The following is a 22,385-nucleotide window of genomic DNA, read 5'->3' on the forward strand; positions in this document are numbered from 1 at the left end:
GCGCCGCCCATCCGGCCAAGCATAGACCCCAGCCTAGACTTTGGTCGTTGGTCGTTTGAACAAAGGCCCGGCAGGCTGCGCACTCGAGATCGTCCCGTGCGACACGGACTGGCATGTCGCGGCCAGTATTCCCGCGCCGATCCCGGTCACCGCGCGCGCCTTCATCGCCGGGATTTGCAAGGCTCGCGCGTACACACTTTGTAACGCCATTGATGGGATGCGGAATCCGCCGCCGGTGTATCGCCCACCTCGGGGTGAATGCTTTGCCTCCAATGCTCCGCAGGCCCCGGCTCGCCGACCTCGCGGCATGGGACAAGGCGTTCGTCAGCGAGATCAGGCAGAGGCGGACGTGGCGACGAGCGAACGTATCGGATTCAGGGAAGCGACAAGGTGGCTATCGGAGATCGTGGGTCCCGACGTCGCCTATGTGAAGCTCGGCATCGTCTACACCCTGGCCATCGGCCTGATGTCGCTCGCCACGCCGATCTCGGTGCAACTGCTGATCAACAGCGTGGCCAATATCGCCCTGCCCGCGCCCCTATGGACGCTGTCGGGCGTGCTGCTGGCGTTGCTGCTGATCGTGGCCGCCCTCAGCGCGCTGCGGGTCTACCTGATGGCGGCGTTCGAGCGCCGGGTGTTCGCGCGGGTGGTGGCCGAGATCACGATCAGGGCCGTCCACGCCCAGAACCCGTTCTTCGGAGACGCCAGCCGCGGCGATCTCTTCAATCGCTATTTCGACCTCACCGTCGTCCAGAAGGCCGTGCCGGGCCTGGTCATCGGCGCCTTCACCATCCTGCTGCAAGGGATGGTCGGCCTGACGGTGACCAGCTTCTACCACCCGTTCTTCCTGGCCTTCAACGTCGTGCTGGTCGTCGCGGTCGTGCTAGTCTGGCTGGTCTGGCGGCGCGGCGCGATCACCGGCGCGGTGGCGCTCAGCCACGCCAAGCACGACGCCGCGCGCTGGCTCGAAAGCGTCGGCGGCTCCAACGGCTTCTACAAGTCCAGCCGCCACCTGGCCTTCGCCATGGACCGGTCGGAAGCCATGACCGCCGCCTATGTGGGCGCGCACAAGCGCTACTTCCGCTCCAGCTTCGCCCAGACCCTGAGCTACCTGCTGATCTACGCCCTGGCCAGCGCCGCCCTGCTGATGCTCGGCGGCAACCTGATCCTGCGCGGCGAGCTGTCGATCGGACAGCTGGTGGCCGCCGAGCTGATCCTTTCGGGCGTGTTCTACGGCGTCTCGCAGCTGGGCTACTACCTCGACACCTTCTACGACCTTGTCGCCAGCGCCGAAGAGCTGTCCCTGCTGTTCTCCATCCCGCAGGAGAAGCCTCCGGCCCGCGGCGCGGGCGCGCCGAGCGACGGCGCCCTGCGGTTGATGGACGTCAAGCTCGAGGACGCGCGCTTCGACTTCGCCCTCGCCGCGGGCGAACAGCTGGTGGTCGCCGCCGACCCGGGCGCCGAGCGCAAGCTGGCCCTGGTGCTGAAGCGCCACGTCCATCCCGAGCGCGGTCTCGTATCGATCGGCGGTGCCGACCTCGACGCCCTCGACATGTACCTGCTGCGCTCGCAGGTGCTGGTGCTCAACCGGCCGACCATCGCAGAAGTGACGATCCGGGAATACCTGGCGATGGCCGCCGCCGACGTTTCGGCGACCCGAATGCTCGAAGCGCTGGCCGTGGTCGGACTTCAGGAACGCGTCGCCCAGTTGCCCAAGGGCCTGGACACGCCGCTGGCCGCGACCGGTCACCCCCTCAGCCTGGGGTCGATGATGGCGCTGCGCCTTGCCAACGCCCTGCTGGTCGAGCCCAAATTGCTGGTGCTGGGACAGCTGTACGACCTCCTGCCCTCGCGGACCCTGGCCGCCGTTCTCGGGGTGCTCAAGGCGCGCGGCGCCACCACCCTGCTGTTCACCGGGCGACCCGAGGACATGGCCCTCGACGGCTGGCTGCACCTTGGGCTCTCCGAGCAACGCCGCTTCGCCTCGCTCGCCGAACTTCAGGACCACCTCGCCAACCGAGGGGAAGCCCATGCCCTACCGTCCTGAGCACCTTTCCCACTTCAGGACGCTGGCGCAGCAGCGCCCGCCCCGCCTGGTCGTGGCGCTGGGCTGGATGGTCGCCGCCGGCATCGTCGCCTCGCTGGCCATCCTGCTCTTCGTGCCCTGGATGCAGACCGCCCAGGGCAGAGGCCTGGTGGCTGCCCCCGATCCCACCGATCGCGCCCAGGACGTCTCGGCGTTGGTCGGCGGCCGGGTCGAGCGCTGGTACGTACAGGACGGCCAGCACGTCGAGGCCGGCGACCCGATCGCCCGCATCGCCGACCTCGATCCGAACCTCCTGACACGCCTGGCCGAAGAGCGCGCGCAGGTCGAGGCCGAGATCGCGGCTGTCCGCCAGTCCCAGTCGGTAGCCAATATCGACGTCGGCCGCACGCGCCAGCTGCTGGCCGAGGGCCTGGCCGCGCGCCGTGACTTCGAACAGGCCCAGATCAAGGTTGCCGACGCCGGGGCCAAGCTGGCCGAGGCGCGCGCCAAGCTCAACCGCATCGACGTGCAGCTGAACCGCCAGTCCGCGCAGATGGTCAGCGCGCCCCGCAGCGGGCGCATCCAGAACATCAACGCCGCCGCCGGCGGCGGCCTGGTGTCGGCCGGCACGGTGCTGGCCGTGGTCGCCCCGGAGAATACCGAACGGGTGGTCGAGCTGTTCATCGACGGGCGCGACGTGCCGCTGGTTCATCCCGGGCGCGCGGTCCGGCTCGAGTTCGAAGGCTGGCCGGCGATCCAGTTCAGCGGCTGGCCGGCGGTGGCCCAGGGCCTGTTCGACGGCCGCGTCCGCTCGATCGATCCGACGGCCGCGCCGTCGGGCCTGTTCCGCATTCTCGTCGAGCCCATGCCCGGCAAGACCGCCTGGCCCGACCAGCGGTTCGCCAGGCTGGGCGGCAAGGTTCGCGGCTGGGTGCAGGGCGAGACGGTTTCGGTCGGCTACGAACTCTGGCGCCAGCTCAACGACTTCCCGCTCGACTTCGGCCAGGTCGCCGGGACCAACGCCGGCGCCCCGGCCAAGGGCGACGGCAAGGACGCGGCCAAGGCCAAGTGATGCTTCGACTTTCCATCACCCTCGCGCTGCTCTGCTCGACGCCTGGCCTCGCGCACGCCCAGGCGTCGCCCGCCGCCGAGCAGAGCGCCGCGCCGCTGACCCTTGCCGAACTGCTCGCCGCCTCTGCGCGCGCCTCGCCGCAGATCGTCGAGCAGCTGGCGCGTGAGCGACAGGCCAGGAGCCGCGCCCTGACCGCCGAAGGCGCCTTCGACACGGTGTTCTCCGTCGAAAGTCGTTCGCGCGCGCTCGGCTACTATGACGGCGACCAGGTTGAGGCGCGCGCCACGCGACCGTTCGGCGACAATGGCGGCTATGTCTACGGCACCTATCGTCTCTCGCGCGGCGACTTCCCCGTCTATGAGGACCAGGCCCACACCAACGAACTGGGCGAGGCCAAGATCGGCGTGCTCTACGCGCTGCTGCGCGACCGCCTGGTCGACGAGCGCCGCACGCGCCGCACGCTCGCCGCCTCCGACATCGACATCGCCCGCTTCGAGCGCCAGGCGGTGGCGATCGGCGTGCAGACGCGTGCTGTCATCGCCTATCAGAACTGGATCGCCGCGGGCTGGCGGCTGAAGGCCTATCGCGATCTGATGGCCCTGGCGCAGAGCCGTCGCGGCGGGATCGAGCGGCAGGTTCAGCTGGGCGCGAAGCCGCAGATCCTGCTGACCGAGAACGAGCAGAACCTGGTGCGCCGCCGCGCGCTGGTGGTGCGCGCCGAAGGCGACCTGCAGGTCGCAGCCAACGCGCTGTCGCTCTACTACCGCGACGCCGAGGGCCGACCGATCGTAGCGGACGAAGGCCGGCTGCCGACCGCGGCCAGCGCGCTCGCCGGCGTCCAGGCCTCGGCCACGAACACCGATCCCGCCGCCGCGCGCCCGGACCTGCAAACCCTGCTGTCGCGCGTGGACCAGTCGCACGCCCGTCTCGCGCTGGCGCGGAACGACCTGAGGCCCCGCTTCGACCTGCGGCTGGAGATCGGCAAGGATATCGGCTCCGAAGGACTGGGCGGCCCCAGCCGCACGCCGACCGAAGCGGTCGTCGGCTTTCGCTTCTCGATCCCGCTCCAGAACCGGGCGGCCAGGGGCAAGCTCGACGAAACCCGCGCCGAGATCGATGCGCTGCAAGCCCGCGGACGCTTCCTGCGCGACCAGATCGCCGTCGAGGTGGAAGGGATCGGCATTGCCCTGCATGCAGCCGAACGCCTGGCCAAGGCGGCCGAGCAGGAGCGCGACCTGGCCGAGCGGCTGGCGGCGGCCGAGCGACGCCGGTTCGAACTGGGCTCCAGCGATTTCTTCCTGGTCAACCAGCGCGAGGAGACCGCAACCGACGCAGCCGTCCGCCTGGTCGAGGCCAGGGCTCGCATCGCCACGACCCGCGCCGAACTGGCGGCGGCGACGGTGGACCAGACTGCCCTCGGCCTGGACAGGATCGAGTAAGGAAAGCCCTGGCGACCGGTGCGCAACGCCGCGGCGCGCAGGGACACGGGGCGGAGGGACCGGCCGGCGCCGACCCGCCCCGTCGCCTAGACGGAGCGGGTCGATCCGGGATCAGGCGCGGGAGGCCTTGAACCCGCCCGCCGCCACGACGCCGCGATGCAGGACGACCTGACGAGGCGTCAGGCGGGCGACCGCCTCGGCGGAACTGGCCGCGTCGACGAACACGCAGTCGGCCGCATCGCCCGCCTTGGGCCACTGCTGCTCGCCCGTCGGCGACAGCGGCGTGATCCCGCCGGTGGGGATCTTCAGCGCCTGGCCGATAGCCTGCTCGTCGGACCAGCCGTAGAGCTGGCAGGCCAGCTTGGCCTTCTCCAGCACGTCGCCGCTGCCGAACACCGACCAGTGGTCGATGACGCTGTCGGTGCCGGTGAACACCCTGACGCCCGCCGCCTGCAAGGCCGGGATCGGCATCACCCGGCCGCCGAACGGCACGGTGGAGGCCACCGAAACGCCCGCCGCCGCCATGCGCCCGGCAAGCTCCGTCAGGGCCGGCTTTTCCAGCGACATCAGCGAGAAGCCGTGGCTGATCGTCACCCGGTCCTTCAGCACCGGGTTGCGGGCGGTGATGTCGGTGATGCGCGATATGGCGGCCACGCCGCTTTCGCCCGGCTCGTGGATATGGATGTCGACCCCGGCCTTCTCGTCCAGCGCCACCTGCATCATGAGGTCTACCGAGCGCTCCATGCCGCCGTCGACGGTGGTGGGATCGATGCCCCCGACATAGGCCGCGCCCGCCCGCACCGCCTGGCGCATCTGCTGCTCCAGGCCGATGCTGGCGAAGCCGTGCTGCGGGAAGGCGACGATCTCGTAGCCGAAGTCGGGCTGGTGGCGGTCGAGGGCGGCTTTGAGCTTCTCGACGTGCTTGGTCCCGATCACCGGGTCGACGTTGCACTGGCTGCGGGCGAAGGTCGTGCCATAGCCCTGCAGCAGCGCCACCAGGGCCTCGGCGCGGGGCTCCAGCGTCGGCAGGAGCTCGGGCAGCAGCTTCTGCTCCAGCTTGATCTGGCCGGCGATGCCGCCCTTGCGCTTGCGCGGCGCCTGCCAGGGACCGCCGTAGAAGGTCTTGTCGAGGTGGATGTGCATGTCGCGGAACGACGGCAGCATCAGGAGGCCGCCGGCGTCGTGCACCACCGCGCCGGGCGGGATCGCCGCGCCGGCGGGCAGGACGGCGGCTATGGCCCCCTTCTCGATCTTGAGGGTCTTCAGCTCGGTGCGGGTGGCGACGACCTCGTCGCCCTCGCGCTCGTAGCCGGTCTCCAGGCGGACGTTGCGCAGGAAGTACGTCGCGCCCGCCGCCGGCCCCTTGGCCGGGGCGGCGGCGGAAGCCGAAGGGGCCGAGGCGGCGAGGCCCAGAGCCCCCGCCGCCAGGCCGCCCGCGCCCAGCAGGGCGCGGCGGGAGAGATCGGCCGTCGGGGCGGCGGAAACGGTGGGGGAGTTGAACATGCGATCGCTCATATCGGCCTCTAGAACTTGTAGCGGACGCCGAGCTTCACCTGCCAGACGGACTGGGTGTTGAAGCTGGTGGCGGCCTTCGACGTGAACTTGTCGAACTGGTAGAAATTCCCCTGCCCCGCGGCGCAGGCGACGCCGGCGAACTGGCAGTTGCGGGCCACGATGTTCGACGAGACGTAGGGGTTGGGCACCTGCTGGATCACGCCCCACTTGTTGTTGAGCATGTTCCCCAGGTTCTCGATGTCGACATAGATCTCGGCCTTGGCCGCGTGCGGAAAGAAGGCCGGGGCCTCCTGGCTGAGGCGCACGTCGATCGTGGTCACCTCGGGAGACTTGAAGGCGTTGCGCGGCGTGATCTTGCCGGCGTAGTCGATCAGGCCGGTCTTTTGCAGGAAGGCGTTGAAGGCGGCGAAGTCGAAGCCCGGGGCGTAGGAGATGATCGGGTCGCTGGTGGCGGTGACCAGGCCGTTCTGGGTCTTGGGCACGTAGAGCAGCTGGCGATTGCGCGAGGCGTTCGAGCCGTTCTCGCCCACCAGCACGTCGCCGGGCTGGGCGGCGTTGGCGCCGACGTCGAAGGTGTAGCTGAACGGCAGGCCCGAACGACGCTGGGCGAACAGGCTGATCCCGGTGCGATAGCCCGAGAAGAACTCGCGGCGATAGCTCAGCGACAGCTTGGAGAGGTTGCGGAACTCGTAGTTCGAGGTCGCCAGGGCCGGGTCGTTGGGATCGTCGGTCGCCACGCCGTTGTAGTTGGCCGCCGCCACCGTGCTGATGCCCGGGTTGACGTCCTTGGAGTTGATGTAGGTGTGCGACAGCTGGGCGTCCAGGCCGTCCAGCCAGCCGTCGGACCAGCGCTTGCCCAGCGCCAGGCCCAGCTGGTCGGTGTGGCCCTTGCCGGTGTTGGTGACGAAGATGTCGTAGCGGTTGTCGCGGCCGCGCAGGAAGGTCGGACGGCCGTCGGGCGCGGTCGGGCCGGGATTGGCCTCGCTGTAGAGGTCGCGCCAGGTGACGGCGTCCTTGACCTCGGTGCGGATGTACTCGGCGCTGACCCGCCAGTCGTCGCCGCCGAAGCGCCCCAGGTCGAAGTACTTCTGGACGCCGATCGAGGCCTTCCACGACGACTGCGGCTTGAAGTCGGGATCCAGGATGTTGGTCAGCCCCTGCCCTGTCGCCGCGCTGGCGGTGTTGAGCTGCTGGACGGCCGGATTGACGGTCTTGGCGTCGACATTGTTCAGCCCCGCCAGGCACGCGGCGCTGGTCGTGGCGGAGCGGGCGCAGTTGACGTTACCCAGCACGATGCCGGTGTTGTAGAAGGTGTTGGCCGTCCACACCGTGGGCGAACCGCCGCCGAACAGGCCGACGCCCCCATAGACCGTCAGGGTCGTGTCCGGCTGCCAGTTGAAGCCGAAGCGCGGTTGCAGCAGATGCTTGCCGTCGAGGTTGGCGCTGTTGTCCAGACCATAGCGGGCCATGATCACGGGGTTGGCCTGCGGGCTGTCGCTCTGCTCGAACCAGTCGTAGCGCAGGCCCGCCTTCAGGGTCAGGTTCGGCAGGATCGCCCACTCGTCCTGCAGGTAGACGGTGTTCATGGCCGAGTGGATCGTGGCCCCGCCGTGGGCCTTGATGTTGTCGCCGGCGTTGGCGTAGGCCAGCGACGAGGCCCGCCTGGCCTCCAGATCGGCGATGGAGTCGAAGACGTAGGCGCCGTTGGCGTTCTGGACGAAGACGTCCCAGATCTTCAGCGCCTCGCGCTCATAGCCGCCGGTGATCTTGTGGGCGCCGAGGGTGTAGACGCCCTTGGCGCGGTACTGTTGCAGGTAGGTGGTCAGCTCGTTGGCCTGGTAGGAGGCGTCGGTGCCGGCATAGATGCTGGGGCCCACGCCCGCGCCGTTCACGAACACCCGGAACTGGGCGTAGTCCGTGCCCGCCAGCGGCGTCGAGGGGTTGTCCATCTTCTTGTACGAGGCCGACAGCTCGGTGGTGAAGTTGTCGGTCCAGTTCGAGAACAGCTGGGCCTTGTAGACGTCGAGATTGTTCTCGCGCTCGATCCACTTCGACAGCAGGCCAAGCGAGGTCGAGGCGCCCGTCAGGGTGTTGCCCGAGGCGTTAAGGTTGGAGCCGTAGGTGCGCTGGTAGGAGACGGTGGCGCGGTGGCGCTCGCTGATGTTCCAGTCCAGCTTGATGAAGTATTTCTCGTCGAGATTGCGGAACTGCGAGGCCGAATAGCCCAGCGGGTCGTAGCCGTAGACGCGCTTGATGATCTCGCGCACCTGCTCGGCCTGGGCGACGGTGATCCCCGGAACTTCATTGGGCATGCCCGAGCCTACGGGGCCGGTCAGCGACGGCTCGACGCGCTCGAACTTCTCGTAGTTGGCGGTGAAGAACAGCCGGTCCTTGATGATCGGACCGGTCAGGGTCGCGCCCCAGGTCTTCTCCGAGAACTTGCCGCCCAGGGTGCGCTTCTGGCGCGAACCGTCCTGGAAGTCGTCGTACTCGAACTTCTTGCCTTGCAGGTTCTGGTTGGTGTTCTCGAAGAACACCATGCCGTGGAAAGCGTTGCCGCCCGACTTGGTCGTGGCGTTCATGGTGCAGCCGCCGAACGAGCCGTAGTTGACGTCATAGGGCGCGAGCTCGACCCCCAGGGTCTCGACCACGTCCATCGAGATCGGCGAGCGCTGGGTCGGATAGCCGTTGGCCTGCAGGCCGAAGTCGTCGTTCTGGCGCACGCCGTCGATGGTCAGCGAGTTGGAGCGGTTGTTGGCCCCGCCGCAGATCAGCGCCTTGCTGTTGGTGGAGTCGATGGCCACGAACGGGTTCATTCGCGCCAGGTCTTTCAGATCGCGGCTGATCGAGGGGGCCAGCTGGATCTGGGCGGCGCTGAAGTTGGAGCTGGGGCCGGTCTTGAGGTCCTTGGCGCCGACCGAAGCAGCGGTGACCACCACCGCGTCGACCGCCCCGCCGTCGAGCGCGAAGTTCAGCTGGAAGGCGTCGCCGGTGTTGACCGCCGGCACCTCGACGGTCTTGGTCCCGTAGGCCTCGGAATTGGCCGTCACCCGGTAGGGCCCGCCCGGGCGCAGGTTGCGGGCCGAGAAGGCGCCGTCGGCGCTGGTGGTCGCCGTGGTAGTCGTGCCCGAGGGCGCGTGGACGATGGTCACCTGGGCGCCGGCCACCGGCGCGCCGGCCTCGTCGGTCAGCCGTCCCTGGATCGCGCCGGTGATCACCTGGGCCTGGACCACCGCGGGCGCGACCGCCATCGCGATCACCCCGATCGCGGCGCCGGCCGAAAGCCTTCTCATGAACGTCATCGCCATATCCCCTGTTGCGAGTGCGGCGCGCGTATCCCCACGCGGCCGTGTCCTCGGCGGCGGGATCGGCACGGTCGCCGGGCCGCCAGGGACGACTTCAGGGAAACTGGAATTTCGTCGATGATCTAAAACTAAATCGTCGACGATTTGATAAATCAGTGTCGACGTTATGTCTGCCAGTTTTTTTGGCCGTGCGGCGCAGCGAGGCGCCCGGCCTTGGGGCGCCGATGGTCTTTGAATGAAGTTCTGGGGCGGATGAGGAGTCGACGGATCGTCGACGATCTTCCGAGCGCGGACGAGCCGGGCTGTGCCGCTTCCCCGCGACGCCAGCCATTACCTCCGAGCTTCGCCGCGTAGGCGGGGATCCAAGCTGCTTTTCGGGAGAAGGCGCGGCCGTGCGTAAGCCGCAGACCCCGTTTGGATCTCCGCCTTCGGGGAAAGACGGGTTGAGGGGCGGCCAGATAGAGAGCCCGCCGCCCCGACCTAGATCCGGTCGATCTCGGTCTCGCGCACCTTGCCCGCCTCGTCCTCGAGCGAGAAGCGGTCGCGGGTGGTGACGTAGAAGCTGGCCCCGAAGCGGCCGACGGGGAAATAGTCCTGCAGGCTGACCCGCCAGGCCTTGGTGTCGATCAGGCCCTCGCGGGCGTGCAGGTGCAGCACCTTGCCGAAGAAGATCAGCCGGCTGTCGGTGCGGATTGTCTCCCACAGGGCGCATTCGAAGGCGACCGGGGCCTCGGCGATGCGCGGCGGGGCGATCTCGACCGACGGCGCGGTGGTCAGCCCCACCTTGTCCAGCTCGCTCTGGTGGGCCGGCAATGCTTCGCCGCAGGCGTGCATCTTGGCGGCGATAGCCTCGTCGGCCAGGTGCACGACGAACTGGCCGGACGTGACGATGTTGGCGGCCGTGTCCTTCAGCCCGCCCGAGGCCAAGAGGTTGATGCTGATCATCACTAGCGGCGGATCCTCGCCCAGCATGTTGAACATGCTGAACGGGGCGGCGTTGACCACGCCGTCGGCGTTGATCGTGGTCACCAGGGCGATGGGCCGAGGCACGATCAGGCTCGCCATCAGCTTGTAGCGTTGATAGGCGGTGATGCTGGCGAAATCGACGTGCATGGCGCGGCTCAGGCCAGGTTCAGCATCTGGGCCAGGGTCTTCACCGAGGACGGCCGCTCCAGGCATATCCGCTCCTCCAGACCGACCAGGTGGGCGTTCATCGCCGCCACGGCGCGCTTGGCGTCGCCCTTGGAGATGGCGTCGACGATGTCGCAATGCTCCTCGTGCTCGCAGGCGGCGTTGCCGGCCGGCTCGTACAACGCCACGATCAGCGAGCAGCGCGAGATCAGCTCGGTCAGGTAGGCCAAGAGGATCGGGTTGCCGCCCAGGGCCGCCACCCGCAGGTGGAAGTTGCGCGCGGTCTGGGCCCAGGCCGGCTGGTAGGCGTTGGCCATGGCCTCTTCCTCCTGGTGCAGCAGGGCGTGCAGTTCCTCGATGTCCTTGCCGCTGTGGCGCTGGACGGCCAGTTCGACCAGGGCGGCCTCGAGCGCGCGGCGGGCCTCGAAGATCTTGCGGGTCTCTTCCGGCGTCGGGGCGGCGACAACAGCGCCGCGGTTGGGGCGCAGCTCGACGATGCGGTCATGCTCCAGCCGTTGCAGCACCTTGCGCACCACCGCCCGGCTGACGCCGAACAGCGAGCACAGGGCCGGTTCGGGAAGCTTGGTGCCCGGCGGCAGGCGCTGGTTCAGCACGCCGTCGAACACCGACTGATAGATCCGCTGCTCGACATCGGCCCCACCGTCGACGGCGGCAATGCCGGCCATGTCGGTCTTGGCCGGACCACGGCCGGCCTTGCGCGCGCCGGCGGCGGTCGAGGCGGTCTTGCGCGGCTTGGCCGAGGGCGTCTGGGTCATGAAATCCGCCGAAACTGGTGATTGCGGTTGTAGGCGCCCGCATCGAGCCCGATGCAACCGGGGATCCGCGCCAACCCACCGCCTTGACGCCACGATGCCGCGATCGCGAGCAGATTTGCAATGGCGAATGTCGACTTTCTGCACAGCCAGAATGTCGACGCATAATTCTTCAAATCGTCGACGATTTTATGAGCCGATGTGCGAGCGACGCGATTAACTCGCCTTGGAACACGGCCCGCCGCCCACGCGTCGCGCCAGCTCAAGAGGTGTCTCGTGTCGAATCCGTCCCGCCGCATGTTCGCCGTCGGAAGCCTCGCTGTCCTCGTGGCCGCCTGCAAGGGCCAGGGCGGCGCGGGGCCGGTGAAGATCGGCCTGGTCACCGCCCTCTCCGGCCAGTCGGCGCGCTCGGGCGAGGCGATCACCCGAGGCCTGACCGTGGCTATCGACGAGATCAACGCCGCCGGCGGCGTGCTGGGCGGACGCAAGCTGGAGCTGGTCCGCCGCGACGACGAGAGCAACCCGGCCCGAGGCGTCACCGCCGCCCGCGAACTGATCCACCGCGAGAAGGTGGCCGTGCTGTTCGGCGGGCTCGACACCCCGGTGGCCCGCGCCATCGTGCCGATCGCCAGCCAGGCCAAGGTTCCCTTCATGGTGCCGTGGGCGGCCGGCACGGCCATCACCCAGAACGGGACCAGCCCCAACTTCGTGTTCCGCGTCTCGGCCGTCGACGAAGAGGTCGACAAGGCCATGGTCGCCTACGCCCGCGAAACCTTCTCCGCCAAGCGCCCCGGCCTGATCCTGCTCAACAATCCCTGGGGCGAGTCCAACGAGAAGGGGTTGAAGGCGGCCCTGGCCGCGGCCGGTTCTCCCCTCGCCGGCGCCGAACGCTTCGAGCCGTCGGATGTCGATGTGACGCCTCAGCTTGGCCGCCTGCGCGCAGCCGGCGCCGACGCCCTGCTGCTGGTCGGCACGGTCGGACCGTCGGCCCAGGTCGTGCGCTCGCTCGACCGCATGGGCTGGAGCGTGCCAGTGGTCTCGCACTGGGGCCCGGCTGGCGGGCGCTTCGGCGAACTGGCCGGCCCCAACGCCGGCCGCGTGACCTTCGTCCAGACCTACAGCTTCGCGGGCCCCGTCACCCCCGCGCGCGACAAGGTCCTGGCCGCCCTGATGGCCAAGTATCCCGACATCAAGTCGCCGGCCGACATCTCGCCGGCCGTCGGCGTGGCCAACGCTTACGACGCACTGCGCCTGACGGCGCTGGCTATCGACAAGGCCGGCTCGACCGACGGCGACGCCGTGCGCAAGGGCTTTTCCGCCATCGACCGCTACGAAGGCCTGATCAAGACCTATGAGCGCCCCTTCGCCGACGGCCGCCACGACGCCCTGACGCAGAACGACTATGTCTGGGCCCGCTTCGAGGGCGACGCCATCGTGCCGGTCCAGCGCGGCTAGGCCATGGATCTTCTGGCTCCCCTCCTCAGCGGCCTGGCGCTCGGCAGCATGTACGGGCTGATCGCCCTGGGCTTTCACATCACCTTCTCGGTCTGCGGGGCGCTAAACTTCGCCCAAGGGACCAGCGCCATGCTGGGCGCGGTGCTGCTGTTCACGCTGGAACGAACACTGGGCTGGCCCACGCTGCTGGCCGCGCCTGCCACGATCGCGCTGTCCGGCCTCTATGGCCTGCTGGTCGAGGGACTGGCCGTGCGGCCGTTCCTCAAGCGCCGGTCCGACGCCTGGCTGATGGCGACGGTGGCGCTCGGCCTGGTCACCGACAACGCCACGCTGTTCCTGTTCGGCACCGAGCCGCGCAGCCTCAGCTCGATCCTCACCTCCTCGTCCGTGACCGTCGGGAACGCGTCGCTGGGCGTCTATCCGCTGCACCTGCTGATCCCGGTCGTCGGCCTGGCCACGGCGGGGGCGTTGCACTGGATCAGCCGTAAGACCCTGCTGGGCACGGCGATCCTGGCCGTGGCCCAGAACCGCGACGCCGCCAGCCTGATGGGCATTCCCGTCGGCGCCATGATCGCGGCGGCCTTCGCGGTGTCCTCGGCCCTGGCCGGCATGGCCGGCGCCCTGGTTGCGCCGCTGTTCACCATCCAGCCCGACATGGGCGTCGTGCTGGGCCTGAAGGCCTTCGCCGTCGCCATCCTCGGCGGCCTCAAAAACCCGTGGGGGATCATGACCGCCGGCGTGCTGTTCGGGGTGGTCGAGGCCGCCTCCGCCAGCGTGCTGGGCTCGGGCTACACCCAGATGCTGACCTTCGGCCTGGTGATCCTGGCCCTGGCCCTGCGCCCCGACGGCCTCCTGGGCCGCGCCGAGGTGCGAAAGGTATGAGCATGCGTTCCCTCGGCTCCACCCTGGCCGCGCTGGGCGCGGTCGTCGCCGCCCTGGTCCTGGGCGGCGTGCTCGACAGCTACTACGCCTTCGTGCTGGGCCAGATCGCCCTGCTGGTGATCGTCGGCGTGGGTCTCAACATCCTGATCGGCCTGGGCGGCCAGATGTCGTTCGGCCATGCCGGCGTCTACGCCATCGGCGCCTATACCGTGGCGGTGCTGACCACGCGGCTGGGTCTTTCCTTCTGGATCGCCTGGCCGCTGGGCGCCCTGCTGGCCGGCGGCGTGGGCGCCCTGATGGCGATCCCGGCCCTGCGCCTGAAGGGTCCGTACCTTGCCATGGTCACCATCGCCTTCGGCCTGATCGTCGAGCACGGTCTCGTCGAACTGCGCGACGTCACCGGCGGCCAGAACGGCATCCTCGACATCCCCGCCCCCAGCCTGCTCGGCCAGACCCTGGACGCCAACGGCCTGGCCATGCTGGCCGTGGCCGTGGCTGCCGCCTCGCTGTTGGCCTTCCAGCGGCTGTCGGCCGGCGGCTGGGGCGCGGCCATGCGGGCCGTGCGCGACACCGACGTCGCCGCCGCGTCGGTGGGCCTGAACCCCACCGTCGTGCGCACCCTGGCGTTTGCCCTGTCGGCCCTGTTCGCCGGAGCCGCCGGCGGCCTTTTCGCGCCGATGGCCGGCTTCGTGACGCCCCAGACCTTCAACCTGACCCAGTCGATCCTGTTCGTGCTGGTGGTGGTGCTGGGCGGATCGGGTACGCGCGTGGGGCCGCTGCTGGGCGCCCTGGTCGTGGGCCTGCTGCCCGAGCTTCTGGCCGGCTTCGAGGCCTATCGCATCCTGGTGTTCGGGGCCCTCCTGATGGTGGTGCTGTGGCTGGCGCCGCGCGGCCTCGCCGGCCTGTGGGACGCCCTGCCCTTCAGGCGCAAGCCCGCCGCTCCGCTCGTCGCCGAGACCGCCCCGCCCCTCGCCGACCTGCTCGCCGCCCGCCCCCGCGTCGCCCTCACGGCCGAGGACCTGGGCATGCGCTTTGGCGGCCTGCGCGCCCTGGACGGCGCCCGCTTCTCCCTGCCGCCCGGACGAGTGACGGCCCTGATCGGCCCCAACGGCGCGGGCAAGTCGACGGTGATGAACCTGCTCAGCGGCTTCTACCGCCCGACTGACGGCCGCTGCCTGCTGGGCGAGGCGCCCCTGCCCCGCCAGGCCTTCGCCGCCGCCCGGGCCGGGGTGGCGCGCTCCTACCAGACCTCGCAGGTGTTCCAGAGCCTCAGCGTCGAAGACAACGTGCTGCTGGCCGCCCGCCGGGGAAAGCTCGGCGCGCCCCTGGCCCGCTTCGCCGCAACGGCGCAGCGTGAACGCGCCCGCGCCCTGCTGGCCGCCTGTGGCTATGCCGGCGACCCGACCCTCCCCGCCGGGGATCTCGCCCATGTCGACCGCCGCCTGGTCGAGATCGCCCGCGCCCTGGCGCTGGATCCCGACGTCCTGCTGTTGGACGAGCCGGCCGCCGGCCTGTCGCAGGAAGACAAGCGCCGCCTGGCCGCCCTGCTGAAGGAGATCGCCCGAGCCGGCGTCGCCGTCGGCCTGATCGAGCACGACATGGGCCTGGTCATGGGCGTGTCCGACGCCGTCGTGGTGCTGAACGCCGGCGTGCAGATCGCGCAAGGGACGCCGGAAGAGGTCCAGGCCGATCCCGCCGTCCGCGCGGCCTATCTGGGCGCGGCCCCTGCCTCCGCGCCCGTCGATCGCGGACCGGTCAGCCGTATGGACGCCCTGCGGGTGGTCAACCTGACCGCCGGCTATGGCGCGGCCCCCGTGCTGTCGGGCGTCGAGATCGAGGTCCGCCAGGGCGAGGCCGTCGCCCTGCTCGGCGCCAACGGCGCGGGCAAGTCGACCCTGATGCGGGTCATCGCCGGCCTGCATCCCGCCGCCGAGGGCCAGGTCGCCTTCGAGGGCGGCCTGCTGAACGGCCTTTCCGCCAACGAGCGCGTGCGCAAGGGCGTGGTGCTGTCGCCCGAGGGCCGGCAGGTGTTCCCCGAGCTCACCGTACGCGACAACATCCGCCTGGGCGCCTTCCTCGACCGCCGCGACCTGGAGGCCCGCACCCAGGAGATGCTGGCCCGCTTCCCGCGTCTCTCCGAACGCCTCCACCAGCGGGCCGGCCTGTTGTCGGGCGGCGAGCAGCAGATGCTGGCCCTGGCCCGCGCCCTGATGAGCCGGCCCAAGGTGCTGCTGCTGGACGAGCCGTCCCTGGGCCTGGCGCCGCGCGTGATCGACGAGATCTTCGGCGCCTTCCGCGACCTGCGCGACCAGGACCTGACGCTGCTGATCGTCGACCAGATGGCCGGACTGGCGCTGTCGGTTTCCGACCGGGCCTATGTGCTGAGCGGAGGCCAGATCGTGGCCCACGGAACCTCGGCGCAGATCGCCGCCGATCCGGCGATCAACGCGGCCTATCTCGGCGGCTGAACGGGGTCACGGTCACGCCATCGCGCAAGATTAGTTCTATCGGCGCAAAACGAATCCGCGCGAAACCGCCCCATGCCGTCCAGCACCGCCGCCAGTTCCTCGCTCGCCTTCGGCCCGTTCACGCTCGACCGCGAACGCCGCCTGCTGAGCGCGGGCGGCCAGCCGGTGGCGATCGGCAGCCGGGCGCTGGACATCCTGCTGGCCCTGATCGACGCCGACGGCGGGCTGCTGAGCAAGGACCAACTGCTGGCGCGGGTCTGGGCCGACGTGACGGTCGACGAAAGCACTCTGCGCGTCCACATCGCCGGGCTGCGCAAGGCGCTGGGCGACGGCCGCGACGGCACCCGATACGTACTGAACGAGCAGGGCCGCGGCTACCGTTTCGTCGCGCCGGTCACGCGCCCCGACGTTGAGCCGGTCGTTCTGCTGCCCGCACCATTCGCCCCGACGCGTGCTCGCCCGACTGCCCGGCGGATCGTCGGCCGCGACGCCATCGTCGACAGCCTGGTCCAGCTCCTGCCCGAGCGCGGCTTCATGACCGTGATCGGCCCCGGCGGCATCGGCAAGACCACCGTCGCCACCGCTGTGGCCGAACGCGTGGCCCAGGCGCAGGGACTGCCCTGGGTGTTCGTCGACCTGGCCCCCGTCGCCCAGTCGGAACTGGTGGCCGGGACCGCCGCCGCCGCGCTCGACCTGCCAGGCTCGGGCCGCGACGCCCTGGCCGCCGTGGTGGCGCGCCTCGCCCAGGTCCCGACCGTGCTGGTGCTCGACAACTGCGAACACGTGGTCGACGCGGCCGCCGACCTCGCCCAGGCCATCCATCTGGACGCGCCCGCCACCCTGGTTCTGGCCACCAGCCGCGAGGCCCTGCGGGCCGAGGGCGAGTGGGTGCACCGGCTACAGACCCTGCCGGCTCCGGAGGACGGCGCAATCGACGCGCAGGCCGCCGGCGGCTACCCGGCCGTGCAGCTGTTCGTCGAGCGCGCCCGGGCCAGCGACGACGCCTTCGCCCTGACCGACGCCAACGCCGCCGCCGTCGCCGAGATCTGCCGCCGGTTGGACGGCATGCCGCTGGCGCTGGAGCTGGCCGCCGCCCGGATCGACATGATGAGCGCCGCCGAGCTGGCCGCCAATCTCGACGACCGCTTCGGCCTGCTGACCAAGGGCCGGCGCACCGCCCTGCCCCGCCAGCAGACCCTGCGCGCCACGCTGGACTGGAGCTACGGCCTGCTGCCGGCCGAAGGCCGCGCGGTGCTGGATCGCCTGAGCCTGTTCGCCGGCGCCTTTCCGATGGACGCCGCCCGGGCGGTCGCCGCCGACCAGGACCTGGGCCGCGCCGCCGTGCTCGACATCGTCACCGCCCTGGCCCGCAAGTCGCTGCTGTCGGTCGACGCCTCGGGGCCGGCCACCCTCTACCGCCTGCTCGACACGACCCGCGCCTATGCCCGCGAGACCCTGGCCGCGCGGCCGGACGCCGGCGAGACCGCCCGCCGCCACGCCGAATACTGCTGCGCCGAGCTGGCCGACACCGACAGCGCCTGGGAAGGCCGCGCCCGCCGCGAATGGCTGGCCGAGAAGAGCCGGCTGGTCGACGACGTCCGCGCCGCCTTGGCCTGGGCGTTCTCGCCGGCCGGCGACCTGCCGCTGGCCATCCGCCTGACCGTCGTCTCCGCGCCACTGTGGTTCCACCTCAGCCTGCCCAGCGAGTTCCTGGCCCTGGTCGAGAAGGCCCTGAAGAGCATCGCCGCCACCGACCTCTCCGGCTCGGCCGCCGAGGTCGAGCTGCTGAGCGCCCAGGGCCACGCCCTGTGGCACACCCGGGGTCCGACGGCGGCCATGGAAGCCGCCTTCGCCCGCGCCCTGGAAATCGCCGAGGCGCTGAACGACCCGGCGCTGCGGCTGCGGGCCGGCTGGGGCCGCTGGGCCCACGCCATCCTGGCCGGGCGCTATGCCGACTGCGCCGTCTTCGCCGACGCCTTCCAGGCCATCGCCCAGGCCGTCGGCGATCCAGCCGCCTTGCAGACGGCCGACCACATGCAGGCCCTGCTGCGTCACTTCTCGGGCGACCAGGACGAGGCCTTGAAGCTGGTCGAGCGGGTGATCGCCACCCACACGGGTCCGGTGGTCGCCAACCAGGCCAACCACGCCCAGGTCAACGACACCATCTCGGCCCAGGCCCTGAAGATGCGGATCCTGTGGCTGCGCGGCGAGTCCGCCCAGGCCCTGCGCCTGGCGCGAGAGACGGCCGAAGCGGCCCTGGCCACCGACCACGACCTGACCATCTGCTACGGCCTGGCGGTCGGCGCCGTGCCCGTCGCCCTCTGGACCGGCCAGGCGGACCTCGCCCGCCACTGGGTCGATCGTCTGCTGGAGCGGGCGCGGGGGCGCGGCGTGCGCTTTTGGGAGCTGTGGGGCCAAGGCTACCTCGCCGCCCTCGATCCTTCGGTGCGCGCGCCCGCCGAGGCCTTCCCGATGCAGGTCGAGTGCTTCGTCGCCGCCGACGCCGCACTAGTCGATAAGGCCATGCTGGCCCGCCTGAACCAGGAGCTGTCGACCTGGGTCGGTCCCGAGCTGATGCGCCTTGCGGCCATCACCGGCGATCCGGCCGGGCGCGAGGCGAGCCTTCACGCCGCCCTGGACCTGGCCCGCGCCCAAGGCGCCGGCGCCTGGGGCCTGCGAGCCGCCATCTCCCTGGCAGAGCCCGGCCGCGTACGCGAGGCGCTGGAAGCCCTGCCCGACGTTCCCGGCTGCCCGGATCGCAAGGCCGCGCGGGCGCTGCTCGACGCGAGCTGAACACGGCGGCAAGCGCCGCGCAACAACCAATCAAGCAACTGTTTTTCCTTATCTTTTCCAACTACACAACTCTACACAAGGCTTAACTCACGCTCAGCGGAGGACCTTGGCATCGTAGTTTCACACCGGCGGCGAGCCGGGCGCTGAAAGGAACGCTGCCATGTCTTTCGAACCCATGACCTCCGTCGCCGCCGCCTCCGGTTTCGATCGCGTGGTCGACCTGAACGCCCCCGCCCTGCCCGACCTGATCGCCGGCCTGCTGGCAGACGCCCGCGCCGCCGCCCGCGAAGACCGCCTGGCCGCCGAACGCCGGGTGCGCGAGGCGATCGAACTGGTTCAGCGCGAAGGCAAACGACTGCTGGACGACGCCCGCCCCGCGCCGGTCACCGGCGGTCTCGCGCCCTGGCAGGTCCGGCGCGTCGACGCCCACCTGGCCGCCAATCTCGATGCGCCGGTGAAGGTGGCGGATCTGGCCGCCCTGGTCCGCCTCAGCGTCAGCCACTTCTCGCGCGCTTTCGCGGTCAGCTACGGCGGCGGGGCTCGCGAGCACATCATCCAGCGCCGCCTGGACCGCGCCCGCCAGATGATGGTCGAGACGGACGAGCCCCTGGGCCAGATCGCCGCCGCCTGCGGCTTCGCCGACCAAGCCCACTTCTCCAACCGCTTCCGCCGCGCCTTCGAGACCAGCCCGCTGGTCTGGCGCCGCCTGCACCAGCGCGACCAGCAAACCTCGATCGGCCTGGCCGACGCGGCCCTGGCCTGAAGGACCACGCCTTGTCCCGCAACGATCCCGCCGCCGGCCCGGTGCTGACTCCCGCCTCGGCCCATCCGGTGCTCGACCCTGTCACCCAGCAGTTCGTCAACGAGCGCCTGGACCGCCCCCCCGCGCCCCTGCGCGACCAGCCGCTGGACCAGGCGCGCGCGGCTTTCGCCGAAGCCCAGGCGCCCCAGTCGAACCTGCCCGAGGTGACGGTGCTCGACCTTGCCCTGAACCTGGCTGGCGGCGAGCGCCTGCCGCTGCGCGTCCTGCGGCCGCCGGGCCGGTCCGCGCCCCTGCCCATCGTGCTCTACCTGCATGGCGGCGGCTGGATCATGGGCGGCGGCGGCACGCACGAGCGGCTGATGCGCCGCCTGGCCCTGGGCGCGGAGGCGGCGGTCGTCGAGGTCGGCTACGCCCTGGCGCCCGAGACGCGGCATCCGGCCCAGATCGAGCAGGCCCACCTGGCCCTGCTGGCGCTCGTCGAGCGCGCGGCGAGCCTGGACCTGGACCCGACCCGCATCGCCGTGGCCGGCGACGGCGCCGGGGGCGCGATCGCCGCCGCCCTGGCGCTCCGGCTCGCAATCGCCGAGAGCCCGGCGCTGGCCGGCCAAGCCCTGCTGTGCCCGATCACCGCGCCGGTTGGCGAGAGCCCCTCCAGCCTGGCCTTCGCCGAGGGGCCCGGCCCTACGGCCGACGACCTGCGCTACTGCGAGGCCTGCCTTGGCGCGACGCCGGACGACGATACGCCCGCCTTCGTGCTCGACACGCCGCTGCGCCGCCTCTCGGCCCTGCCGCCGACCCTGGTGGTCACCGCAGAGGCCGACGTCACCCGCGACGACGCCGAGGCCTACGCCCGCAAGCTGATGCGAGCGGGCGTGCAGGTCACCGCGCAGCGCATGATCGGCGCCATCCACGACTTCATGGTGCTGGAGGCCCTGCGCGACACCCCGCCCGCGCAAGCGGCGGTGCGCGCGACGGCGCTCTTCCTGCGGACGGTGCTGGCGACCGGACGCTAGAACTCCAGTTGCAGCCGGGCCTGGGCGACGGTGACGTCGGCGTCGAGCTGCGCGCCGGCGATCGGACGGTTGTCAATCCTGGCCCGCGTCAGGTTCCCGCTCAGCCGGACATAGGCGTAGGGGTACCAGTTCGCGCCCAGGGTCACGGCGCGATAGGTCCCGGCCGTGGCCAGCCCCGTCTGCGCCGCCAGGGGGGCGACGCCGTTGGCGGCCATGTCGCTGAAATCGGCGTAGTCGTAGCGGGCGGCGAACTCCAGCGCGCCGAAGCCGCCCCGGTCGAGCGGATGGGCCACCCGGATCCGGCCGAACGAGCCGTTGGGATTGTAGGGCCGCGTCTCGCCGGTCGCGAACCAGCTGGCTGAGGCGTAGGCCGTGACGATGTCGAAGTTGGGCCCGCCCAGCGCCGCGTTGACGTCGATCCCGATGCGGTCGACCCGGATCCTGGCCGCCTCGCCCTGCAGCGACAGGGCGCGGTGCACCCAGGCCGCCTCGAGGCCCAGCGTGGTGTCGCCGTCGCCGACCGCGCCCGTCGAGAACAGGGTCGCTCCGCTCGAGGCCTGCGGCCGGAAGGCGGTGTTGGCCGCCGCCGAATAGGTGAAGCCCGTCTCCCCGCCCCGGTCGCGTCGCCGAACCCAGGCGCCCAGGTGCAGGCGATCGCTGTCCGACAGTTGCGGCGACCAGGTGGCCCGCACGGTGGCGCCCATGCGCTCGACCGCCTGGTTGGGGTCATAACCGCCGACGGCGTCGGTGCGGTTGATGTTGTCGCCCTGGAGCGCGCCCCACAGCGACCAGTTGGTTCCGGTGCGCACCGCCTGCAGCGCCAGCACGTAGCCGGCGTCGATCACGTCGCCATAGGCGCCGCGCTCCATGAAGGTGATCGACTTGAACGAGGTCAGCCCCTCCAGCGAAGCGGCCTTCTGGTTGCCGACCAAGAGGCTGGTCTGCTTGTCGAGGCGATAGTCGATGATGGCGTCGTCCCAGCCCCAGGCGCCGCCGCTGACCGCGCCGCCCTCCAGGCGATAGCCCCAGCGGCCGTTCTGGCCCTCGACGCCGAGGAACAGCTGCCGGGCCCGCAGCTCGCGGGCATGATAATCGGCCAGGCCGTCGCGCTGGGCCACGGCGTCGACGGCGTCCAGCAGGATCCGGCCGCGCAGCTTGAAGGTCGCCCCCGAGGCGTCGGTGAAGCGCGGCGAGTTCTCCCAGCGCATCGGCTCGGGCGCGGGCTTGGGCGGCGTCTGGATGACCGGCGCCGCCGCGGCGACCGGCGCGGATACGGGCTGCGGCGCGGTAGGGACCAGCGCCTGGCGCTCCAGCACGTCGATCCGCGCCTGCAGGGCCTGGATCTGGGCTTTCAGGAGGGCGAGGTCGACGTCCTGGGCCTGGGCCGCGCCGGCGGCGCTGGCGGCCACGAGGGCCGTGGTGGCGAAAAGCATGCGCATGGCTGCGTTCTCCCCGCCTCCCGCGCGGGGGCGCGGGAGGGAGACGAAGAAGGATGAAGAGGCCGCCGCGTGGGCGGCCCAGGTTGCGGGAAAGTGGAGCGGCCTACTCGGCCGGCGCCGGCAGCGGCTCGGCGTCGAGCGGTGCGGCCCGGCCGGCCAGGGCGGCGTCCAGCTGCTCCTTGTCCAACGCCTTGTCCCATCGTGCGACGACGACGGTGGCCACCGCGTTGCCGATGAAGTTGGTCAGCGACCGGCACTCGCTCATGAAGCGGTCGACGCCGAGGATCAGGGCCATGCCGGCGACGGGGACG

16 protein-coding genes are annotated in these 22,385 nt (G+C 70.7%); 9 read left to right on the forward strand and 7 right to left on the reverse strand.

The annotated features are described in order from the left end of the window. The first annotated feature begins 406 nt into the window (after positions 1 to 406). The 3 genes from SGCZBJ_RS16885 to SGCZBJ_RS16895 are packed head-to-tail and all read left to right on the forward strand — an operon-like array spanning position 407 to position 4,537. On the forward strand, positions 407 to 2,047 hold the full coding sequence (locus tag SGCZBJ_RS16885; RefSeq protein ID WP_205685405.1) for an ABC transporter transmembrane domain-containing protein: 1,641 nt from the start codon (positions 407 to 409) through the stop codon (positions 2,045 to 2,047). Next, complete coding sequence (locus SGCZBJ_RS16890; protein ID WP_101719158.1) at positions 2,031 to 3,098, forward strand: efflux RND transporter periplasmic adaptor subunit; 1,068 nt, start codon at positions 2,031 to 2,033, stop codon at positions 3,096 to 3,098. The genes SGCZBJ_RS16885 and SGCZBJ_RS16890 overlap by 17 nt, the downstream gene beginning before the upstream one ends. Then, complete coding sequence (locus SGCZBJ_RS16895) at positions 3,098 to 4,537, forward strand: TolC family protein (protein WP_101719159.1); 1,440 nt, start codon at positions 3,098 to 3,100, stop codon at positions 4,535 to 4,537. Before SGCZBJ_RS16890 ends, SGCZBJ_RS16895 begins: the two co-directional genes overlap by 1 nt. A 111-nt stretch (positions 4,538 to 4,648) precedes the next feature. Here the strand turns inward: SGCZBJ_RS16895 and SGCZBJ_RS16900 are convergent, their stop codons facing one another. The 5 genes from SGCZBJ_RS16900 to SGCZBJ_RS25445 form a co-directional block, all read right to left on the reverse strand. Further along, entirely contained in the window at positions 4,649 to 6,052 is a 1,404-nt protein-coding gene (locus SGCZBJ_RS16900; protein ID WP_205685406.1) for an amidohydrolase, read from the reverse strand. Between the two features lie 8 nt (positions 6,053 to 6,060). Further along, positions 6,061 to 9,354, reverse strand: coding sequence for a TonB-dependent receptor (locus SGCZBJ_RS16905; RefSeq protein ID WP_205685408.1), 3,294 nt, complete (start codon positions 9,352 to 9,354; stop codon positions 6,061 to 6,063). A 483-nt stretch (positions 9,355 to 9,837) separates the two neighbouring features. Beyond that, positions 9,838 to 10,470 (reverse strand): flavin reductase family protein, encoded by a 633-nt coding sequence (locus SGCZBJ_RS16910; protein WP_101719161.1) that lies wholly within the window; start codon positions 10,468 to 10,470, stop codon positions 9,838 to 9,840. Between the two features lie 8 nt (positions 10,471 to 10,478). Further along, positions 10,479 to 11,264 carry a GntR family transcriptional regulator gene (locus SGCZBJ_RS16915; protein ID WP_101719162.1) on the reverse strand — a complete coding sequence of 262 codons (786 nt, stop codon included), beginning with the start codon at positions 11,262 to 11,264 and terminating at the stop codon, positions 10,479 to 10,481. Then, a complete protein-coding gene (locus SGCZBJ_RS25445) occupies positions 11,261 to 11,527 on the reverse strand; it encodes a hypothetical protein (RefSeq protein WP_133149278.1) in 267 nt (88 codons plus the stop codon). Before SGCZBJ_RS25445 ends, SGCZBJ_RS16915 begins: the two co-directional genes overlap by 4 nt. Positions 11,528 to 11,537: 10 nt before the next feature. On the opposite strand from SGCZBJ_RS25445, the gene SGCZBJ_RS16920 reads away from it, so the two are divergent. The 6 genes from SGCZBJ_RS16920 to SGCZBJ_RS16945 all read left to right on the forward strand — a co-directional run bounded on the left by SGCZBJ_RS16920 (position 11,538) and on the right by SGCZBJ_RS16945 (position 20,635). Next, positions 11,538 to 12,716 carry an ABC transporter substrate-binding protein gene (locus SGCZBJ_RS16920; RefSeq protein WP_205685410.1) on the forward strand — a complete coding sequence of 393 codons (1,179 nt, stop codon included), beginning with the start codon at positions 11,538 to 11,540 and terminating at the stop codon, positions 12,714 to 12,716. Positions 12,717 to 12,719: 3 nt separating this feature from the next. Then, on the forward strand, positions 12,720 to 13,598 hold the full coding sequence (locus SGCZBJ_RS16925) for a branched-chain amino acid ABC transporter permease (protein WP_101719164.1): 879 nt from the start codon (positions 12,720 to 12,722) through the stop codon (positions 13,596 to 13,598). Next, positions 13,595 to 16,066: an ATP-binding cassette domain-containing protein gene (locus SGCZBJ_RS16930; protein ID WP_205685411.1), complete on the forward strand. Its 2,472-nt coding sequence runs from the start codon at positions 13,595 to 13,597 to the stop codon at positions 16,064 to 16,066. Before SGCZBJ_RS16925 ends, SGCZBJ_RS16930 begins: the two co-directional genes overlap by 4 nt. 72 nt (positions 16,067 to 16,138) lie before the next feature. After that, a complete protein-coding gene (locus tag SGCZBJ_RS16935; protein ID WP_101719166.1) occupies positions 16,139 to 18,859 on the forward strand; it encodes an ATP-binding protein in 2,721 nt (906 codons plus the stop codon). 160 nt (positions 18,860 to 19,019) lie between these two features. Continuing rightward, positions 19,020 to 19,622, forward strand: a complete 603-nt coding sequence (locus SGCZBJ_RS16940) for a helix-turn-helix transcriptional regulator (RefSeq protein ID WP_101719167.1) — start codon at positions 19,020 to 19,022, stop codon at positions 19,620 to 19,622. 11 nt (positions 19,623 to 19,633) lie between these two features. Beyond that, positions 19,634 to 20,635, forward strand: coding sequence for an alpha/beta hydrolase fold domain-containing protein (locus SGCZBJ_RS16945; protein WP_101719168.1), 1,002 nt, complete (start codon positions 19,634 to 19,636; stop codon positions 20,633 to 20,635). On the opposite strand, the gene SGCZBJ_RS16950 is transcribed toward SGCZBJ_RS16945, so the two are convergent. Both SGCZBJ_RS16950 and SGCZBJ_RS16955 read right to left on the reverse strand, forming a co-directional pair. Then, positions 20,632 to 22,074: an OprO/OprP family phosphate-selective porin gene (locus tag SGCZBJ_RS16950; protein ID WP_101719169.1), complete on the reverse strand. Its 1,443-nt coding sequence runs from the start codon at positions 22,072 to 22,074 to the stop codon at positions 20,632 to 20,634. The two genes, SGCZBJ_RS16945 and SGCZBJ_RS16950, sit on opposite strands and share 4 nt — an antisense overlap. A gap of 103 nt (positions 22,075 to 22,177) precedes the next feature. Then, positions 22,178 to 22,385 (reverse strand): cation:dicarboxylate symporter family transporter (locus SGCZBJ_RS16955; protein WP_133149279.1); only part of this gene is annotated, 208 nt, incomplete at its 5' end.

It is taken from the genome of Caulobacter zeae (assembly GCF_002858925.1).
Taxonomy (GTDB): domain Bacteria; phylum Pseudomonadota; class Alphaproteobacteria; order Caulobacterales; family Caulobacteraceae; genus Caulobacter; species Caulobacter zeae.

Coding starts and splice junctions, on each gene's coding strand:
- SGCZBJ_RS16890 (WP_101719158.1), top strand. CDS start 2,031: ATGCCCTACCGTCCTGAGCACCTTTCCCACTTCAGGACGCTGGCGCAG.
- SGCZBJ_RS16895 (WP_101719159.1), top strand. CDS start 3,098: ATGCTTCGACTTTCCATCACCCTCGCGCTGCTCTGCTCGACGCCTGGC.
- SGCZBJ_RS16900 (WP_205685406.1), bottom strand. CDS start 6,052: ATGAGCGATCGCATGTTCAACTCCCCCACCGTTTCCGCCGCCCCGACG.
- SGCZBJ_RS16905 (WP_205685408.1), bottom strand. CDS start 9,354: ATGACGTTCATGAGAAGGCTTTCGGCCGGCGCCGCGATCGGGGTGATC.
- SGCZBJ_RS16910 (WP_101719161.1), bottom strand. CDS start 10,470: ATGCACGTCGATTTCGCCAGCATCACCGCCTATCAACGCTACAAGCTG.
- SGCZBJ_RS16915 (WP_101719162.1), bottom strand. CDS start 11,264: ATGACCCAGACGCCCTCGGCCAAGCCGCGCAAGACCGCCTCGACCGCC.
- SGCZBJ_RS16925 (WP_101719164.1), top strand. CDS start 12,720: ATGGATCTTCTGGCTCCCCTCCTCAGCGGCCTGGCGCTCGGCAGCATG.
- SGCZBJ_RS16930 (WP_205685411.1), top strand. CDS start 13,595: ATGAGCATGCGTTCCCTCGGCTCCACCCTGGCCGCGCTGGGCGCGGTC.
- SGCZBJ_RS16935 (WP_101719166.1), top strand. CDS start 16,139: ATGCCGTCCAGCACCGCCGCCAGTTCCTCGCTCGCCTTCGGCCCGTTC.
- SGCZBJ_RS16940 (WP_101719167.1), top strand. CDS start 19,020: ATGTCTTTCGAACCCATGACCTCCGTCGCCGCCGCCTCCGGTTTCGAT.
- SGCZBJ_RS16950 (WP_101719169.1), bottom strand. CDS start 22,074: ATGCGCATGCTTTTCGCCACCACGGCCCTCGTGGCCGCCAGCGCCGCC.